7 protein-coding genes are annotated in these 5,929 nt (G+C 73.0%); 4 read left to right on the top strand and 3 right to left on the bottom strand.

From position 1 onward, the window contains the following. Nucleotides 1–468: RcpC/CpaB family pilus assembly protein (locus KN815_RS45410; protein WP_216347646.1), on the top strand; the 468-nt coding region annotated here is incomplete at its 5' end. 132 nt (nucleotides 469–600) lie between these two features. Continuing rightward, on the top strand, nucleotides 601–1,068 hold the full coding sequence (mscL, locus tag KN815_RS45405; protein WP_216347645.1) for a large conductance mechanosensitive channel protein MscL: 468 nt from the start codon (nucleotides 601–603) through the stop codon (nucleotides 1,066–1,068). A gap of 7 nt (nucleotides 1,069–1,075) precedes the next feature. On the opposite strand, the gene KN815_RS45400 is transcribed toward mscL, so the two are convergent. Both KN815_RS45400 and KN815_RS45395 read right to left on the bottom strand, forming a co-directional pair. Further along, entirely contained in the window at nucleotides 1,076–1,264 is a 189-nt protein-coding gene (locus KN815_RS45400; protein ID WP_216347644.1) for a hypothetical protein, read from the bottom strand. Between the two features lie 3 nt (nucleotides 1,265–1,267). Then, a complete protein-coding gene (locus KN815_RS45395) occupies nucleotides 1,268–1,810 on the bottom strand; it encodes an AMP-binding protein (protein WP_253209653.1) in 543 nt (180 codons plus the stop codon). A gap of 202 nt (nucleotides 1,811–2,012) precedes the next feature. Between KN815_RS45395 and KN815_RS45390 the strand changes: the two genes are divergently transcribed. Together KN815_RS45390 and KN815_RS45385 are read left to right on the top strand one after the other, a co-directional pair. Further along, a complete protein-coding gene (locus tag KN815_RS45390; protein WP_216347643.1) occupies nucleotides 2,013–3,155 on the top strand; it encodes a P1 family peptidase in 1,143 nt (380 codons plus the stop codon). A 92-nt stretch (nucleotides 3,156–3,247) separates the two neighbouring features. Then, entirely contained in the window at nucleotides 3,248–4,267 is a 1,020-nt protein-coding gene (locus KN815_RS45385; protein ID WP_216347642.1) for an FAD-dependent oxidoreductase, read from the top strand. 7 nt (nucleotides 4,268–4,274) lie between these two features. Here KN815_RS45385 and KN815_RS45380 read toward each other — a convergent pair. Next, a partial coding sequence (locus KN815_RS45380; RefSeq protein ID WP_216347641.1) for a PTS fructose transporter subunit IIC occupies nucleotides 4,275–5,929 on the bottom strand: 1,655 nt, incomplete at its 5' end.

Genomic DNA, 5,929 nt, shown 5'->3' with positions numbered 1-5,929 from the left:
GCCGCCGCACTCGCGGCCGCGGCACCGCCCGGCCGAGGCCACACGGACGCGGAGTCCTCGCGGGTGCCCGCCCCGGCGGGCGAGGAGCGGCGGAGCGGCCCGCGCCCCGCCATGGTGTCGGCGCCGGTCCGGATCGCCGACGCGGCGGCGGTGCGGCTGCTGCACCCCGGTGACCGCGTGGATGTGCTGTCCACCCCGCTCCCGGACGCCACCCGGGCCGGGACGTCCGGTGCCACGGCACGGGTGGTCGCACGTGGGGTCAGGGTGGCCGAGGTGCCGGGCTTCCGGAGCGGCCACGCGGCAGCCGGTCCGGAAGCGGAGGCGAGTGGCGACAGCGCGCTGGACGGTGATGGAGCGCTGGACGGCGGCGGCGCGCTGGTGGTGCTGACGGTGCCGCGGGCGGACGCCACCGCCCTGGCAGGGGCCGCGGCCGGCTCCCGGCTGGCGGTGACACTATGCCGCTGCTGACTCCCCCGACTCCCCTGATGCCCCTCTCACCTGCGGGTGTAGGTTGCGGAACCGTCCGCACCAGCACCGACGCGGCGAGAGAGAGGCAGTGGGTTGAGCCAGGAGAAGGTAACCGAGGAGAAGAAGAGCGTCATGGAAGGGTTCAAAGCCTTCCTGATGCGCGGCAATGTGATCGATCTGGCCGTCGCGGTCGTCATCGGAGCCGCCTTCACCGCCGTCGTGAACTCGATAGTGAAGGGCCTCATCAACCCCATAGTCGGAGCCTTCGGCACGAAGGATCTCGAGAAGTACCGCTCCTGCCTCAAGGCGCCCTGCGAGACCAACGCCGCGGGCGATGTCATCCACGGCATTCCGATCCTCTGGGGAAGCGTGCTCTCGGCCGTGCTCACCTTCCTGATCACCGCGGCGGTGGTGTACTTCCTGATGGTGCTGCCGATGTCGCGCTATCTGGCGCGCAAGGCCGCCAAGGACGCGAAGGCGGAGGAGGAGCAGGCCGTCGCGGAGGCGGAGGAGATCCTTCTGCTGCGCCAGATCCGCGACGAGCTGGTGGCGCGGCGCGGCGCGGCCGTCGAGGGTGGCGGCAGCGGCTCCAGCGCCTAGGGACCCGTCAGAGGTGGTGGGGCGGCTTCTCGTCGAGGAACCGGGCCAGACCGGCGGCATCGTCGGCGCTGTCACCGCCGGGAACCCGCTCACCCCACCCGTGGTCCGTATCGTCCGATGACCGCTGCGCCAGTGGATCGTCGAAGATCAGCGCGGCGGCCGGATCGCGCGGTCCAGGGGCAGGGGCGGTGTCCATGCCTCAAGAGTACGGCCCGGGCAGCGGCTCGGTGTATCGGCCGAGCTCGTCGTGCCACCACAGATCACGCCCGGGCGTCCAGGACACCGGGCAGGCGAGCCGGTGGACGACCAGCACGGACCGCACCCCGGGGCAGCCTGTCAGCGCCCGGTCGACCTGCCGCTTGAGCGGCTGGAGCTCCCCGCGGTGCTGCCCGGCGTCCGCGGTGATGACGACCTTCGCGTCGACCTCCCTGATCCGCTGTCGCAGCTCATGGGGGCGCAGCCCCACGGGGAGGCTGGCGCGGACGACGTCGAGCCGACCGCAGGCGAGCGTCGCGATCACGGACTCGGGCACCAGCGGCAGATGGACCGCCACCCGGTCCCCGGCGCGGACACCGAGCCGGGTGAGTGCGGCCGCGGCCCGGGCCGCCTGGTCGAGCAGCTCTGCATGGGTGAGCTCCTCGGTGCAGTCCGGCTCGCTGATCCAGCGGAGGGCGACCCGGGCGGCCCGCCGAGTGTCGGCGGCCAGTGTCGGGAGCTCCTCCGTCCGAGACGTACGGGGCACGGCGGTCTTCTTTCGGACGGGGGCGAACGGCATACAGCCCAGACTGCTGCCACGCCATCAACGTCTGATGAACGCCCTCTATATGAGAGGTCCTCATCCCGTCCCGCGCCCTTCGCCGGCGATCGCGGGCGGGCGGATACGGGAGTGGTTCGCGCCTCGGTACCCGACCATGCCATGGCTTCCCGTGCTACGCATAGCTTCCATGGATGCCGAGCGGACAAACTCCGAATCACCCCTCACCGGTCCGGCCGACGGCCTGACGGATGTCCACGGACTGCGAGTGGGCCATGCCCAGCGGTCCGGCGGCGGCCGGCTGACCGGGACAACCGTGGTGCTGGCCCCCGAGGGCGGTGCGATCGCCGCGGTCGATGTACGCGGCGGTGGTCCCGGCACCCGGGAGACCGATGCCCTCGATCCGCGGAATCTGGTCCAGCGCGTCGATGCCATCGTGCTGACCGGCGGCAGCGCGTTCGGGCTCGACAGCGCCTCGGGAGTGGCCTGCTGGCTGGAGGAGCACGGCCGGGGCTTCCGGGTCGGTCCCGATCCGGCGCAGGTCGTTCCGGTGGTCCCGGCCGCCGCCCTCTTCGACCTGGGCCGGGGCGGCGACTGGCGGGCCCGGCCGGACGCCGCGCTGGGGCGCGAGGCGATCGAGGCGGCGGCCGGTTCGGAGGCGGGCGCGCCGGTGGCGCAGGGCAATGTGGGGGCTGGCACGGGCGCGGTGGCCGGTGGGCTCAAGGGCGGCACCGGTTCGGCCTCCACAGTGCTGCCGTCCGGTGTCACGGTGGCCGCGCTGGCGGTGGTCAACGCCGTGGGATCGGTCGTCGATCCCGGTACGGGTGTGCTCTACGGGGAGCACTACGCGCCGTCGGACGAGGGCGGGCCCCGCAGGCCCGGTGCCACCGAGCACGCGGAGGCGATGCGCCGGCTGACCGCCGCACGGGCGGAGTCGGAGCGGCGGCAGGCCGCGTCGGTGCGGCCGCCGCTGAACACCACGCTTGCCGTGGTCGCCACCGATGCCGTGCTCACCCGGGCCCAGGCGCACAAGCTGGCGGGTACGGCCCATGACGGTCTGGCGCGGGCCATCCGGCCGGTGCATCTGCTGTCCGACGGCGACACGGTCTTCGCCCTGGCCACCTGCGGGCGGCCGCTGATACCGGAGGGCGGCCCCGAGGGCACCGACGATCCGGCGTTCGGGGTGCACCGGGAGAGCGGTGCGCTGAACGAGGTGCTGGCGGCCGGGGCGGATGTGCTGACCCGGGCGGTCGTCAAGGCGGTGCTCGCGGCGGAGACCGTGGACGGCCCGGGCGGTGTCTTCCCGGCCTACCGGGACCTTTACGGCCACTGATCGGGCCCGTTGCTTTCCCGACCGGGGAAGGGAAGGAAGCGTCCGGCCGGGAGAAAAACGGGCCGAAGAGACGGAGAGAAGGGGGGCTTCATATGGACACCGATCTGCTGATCGTCGGGGGTGGCCCGGCGGGCTGCGCCGCCGCCGTGATGGCGGCGAGCGTGGGGATGCGCTCGATGCTGATCGAGTCGGGCGACGCGGTGTGCGGGGCGCTGCGGCGTATCCCGGTGGTGAGCAATGTCCTCGGAGTCGCCAACGGCCCGGATCTGGCGGCGGCGATCGAGGCCGATCTGGCGCGATGTGATCTGTGCCGGGTGGAGCTGGGCAGCCGCGCGACGTTGATCGACGCCTTCGACGATCGCGTCGAGGTCACGGTCGAGCCCGTGGCGCCGATGGGGTCCGTGCGGGGGCGGGGAGCACGGCTGACCGCTCCGTACGCGGTCGTCGCCACGGGGGTCGGGCTGCTGGATCCTGAGGGCGCGGGATGGCTCGGGGGCGTGGCGGGCCGGGCGCTGCCGCCGCTGTGGGAGGCGGATCCGGCGGCGATCGACGGCCGGACGGTGCTGGTCCTGGGCGCGGACCGGCCACTGGGCACCATGGCGCGGGCTCATCCGGAGCTGAGGACCCGCTTTGTGGTGGCGTATCCGCCCGAGGACGCCTACAAGACCGAGGAGATCCGGCGGGATTCGCGGGTGGAGCTGGTGGCCGTGCGGCGGCTGGAGTTGGGGCCCTCCTCGGCACCGGTCAACGCCGAGATCCGGACGGTGGAGGGCGAGCGGCGGGTCCTGACGGCCGATCTCGCCTTCCTCAACCTGGGCAGCGCCCCGGCGCCCCCGGCCGGGGCCGTGGCCGCCGACCGGTCCGGGTACTGCCCTCCCGGGAGCCAGCATCCCCGGGTCTTCACCGCCGGTGATCTGCGGTCGGTTCGCTTCCAGCGGATCGCGACCGCCATGGGGTCGGGTGGCGAGGCCGCGCTCGGTGCCTACTACGCCTCGCGCGGCCTGCCCACGGAGACCGGGGATCTGCCCACGGAGACCGGCGGCGCGTCCACAGAGTCCGGCGGCCCGCCCAGGGACGTGGGCGGGCCGCCGGACCCGGCAGGGGGTGGCTGAGATGCGGTCAGGCCGCGACCGCCACCTTCGACTCGTCCTCGGTGGCACCGCCCTGGGCCGCCTTGTCGCCCGCCTGGCCGGTGGCCTCCGCCTCCGCCGTCTTCCGCATCCCCTTGAGGAAGACCACCAGACCGGCCGAGACCACCGTGCCCGCCACGATGGCCAGCAGGTAGAGGAACGGCTCGCCGATCAGCGGGACCACGAAGATGCCGCCGTGCGGGGCGCGCAGTGTGCAGTCGAAGGCCATCGACAGCGCACCGGTGACGGCACCGCCCACCATCGAGGAGGGGATCACCCGCAGCGGATCCGCCGCGGCGAACGGAATGGCGCCCTCGGTGATGAAGGAGGCGCCCAGCACCCAGGCGGCCTTGCCGTTCTCCCGCTCGGTCTTGGTGAACAGCCGTCCGCGCACGGTGGTGGCGAGGGCCAGCGCCAGCGGCGGGACCATACCGGCGGCCATCACCGCGGCCATGATCTTGAGGCTTCCGGTGGAGGGGTCCGACACCGCGATACCGCCGGTCGCGAAGGCGTATGCCACCTTGTTGACCGGACCGCCGAGGTCGAAGCACATCATCAGGCCGAGGAGGACGCCGAGACCGATGGCGTTGGCACCGGAGAGGCCGTTGAGCCAGTCGGTCATCGCCTCCTGCGCGGAGGCGATGGGCTTGCCGATCACCACGAACATCAGGACGCCGACGATCGCCGAGGAGATCAGCGGGATCACCACCACCGGCATGATGCCGCGCAGCGCCGCCGGGACCTTGAACCGCTGGATGGCCATGACGACCGCGCCCGCGATCAGACCCGCGACCAGACCGCCGAGGAATCCGGCCTTGATGGTGGTCGCGATGTAGCCGCCCACGAAACCGGGGACCAGACCGGGCCGGTCGGCCATGCCGTAGGCGATATAGCCCGCCAGGACCGGCACCAGGAAGGTGAACGCCGCACCGCCGATCTGGAAGAGCAGCGCGGCCCAACTGCTGGTCTCGGTCCAGACGAAGTGGTCCGCCACGGACTTGGCGCTCGCGATCTCGTAGCCGCCGATCGCGAAGGCGAGCGCGATCAGCAGACCGCCCGCGGCGACGAACGGGACCATGTAACTGACACCCGTCATCAGCCACTTGCGCAGCCGGGTGCCGAAGCCGTCACCGGCGGGACCGTCCTCGTCCATCGGCGCCGAGCGCCCCGCCGCGCCGTCGGCCGGTGCGCCGACCTCGCCGCGTGCGGCCTTCGCACGCGCCTCGGCGATGAGTTCGGCGGGGCGGTTGATGCCCGCCTTCACTCCGACGTCCACCGTCGGCTTGCCCGCGAAGCGGGCCTTGTCCCGGACCTCCACATCGTGGGCGAAGACCACCGCGTCGGCGGCGGCGATGGTGGCCGCGGGGAGCTTGTCGAACCCGGCCGATCCCTGGGTCTCGACCACCAGCTCGACCCCGGCCTCACGACCGGCGTTCTCCAGCGCCTCGGCGGCCATATAGGTGTGGGCGATACCGGTCGGGCAGGACGTCACGGCGACGATCCGGAAGGGGGCCACCGGCTCCGAGGCAGTGGCCTCAGCAGCGGCGGGCTCAGCGGTCGCGGACCCGGCAGCGGCGGGCTCAGCGGTCGCGGGCCCAGCCGCGGCGGGCTCCTCGGCCCCCGTCGGCTCGGCCCCCGTCGGCT

Source organism: Streptomyces niphimycinicus, from assembly GCF_018883605.1.
Taxonomy (GTDB): Bacteria; Actinomycetota; Actinomycetes; order Streptomycetales; family Streptomycetaceae; genus Streptomyces; species Streptomyces niphimycinicus.
The sequence above is the reverse complement of the archived record's forward strand: the minus strand, read 5'-3'. Positions and strand labels throughout refer to the sequence as shown.

Excerpts from the sequence above, each read along its gene's own strand:
- KN815_RS45390 (WP_216347643.1), top strand. The coding sequence starts at position 2,013 with ATGGATGCCGAGCGGACAAACTCCGAATCACCCCTCACCGGTCCGGCC.
- mscL (WP_216347645.1), top strand. The coding sequence starts at position 601 with ATGGAAGGGTTCAAAGCCTTCCTGATGCGCGGCAATGTGATCGATCTG.
- KN815_RS45400 (WP_216347644.1), bottom strand. The coding sequence starts at position 1,264 with ATGGACACCGCCCCTGCCCCTGGACCGCGCGATCCGGCCGCCGCGCTG.
- KN815_RS45385 (WP_216347642.1), top strand. The coding sequence starts at position 3,248 with ATGGACACCGATCTGCTGATCGTCGGGGGTGGCCCGGCGGGCTGCGCC.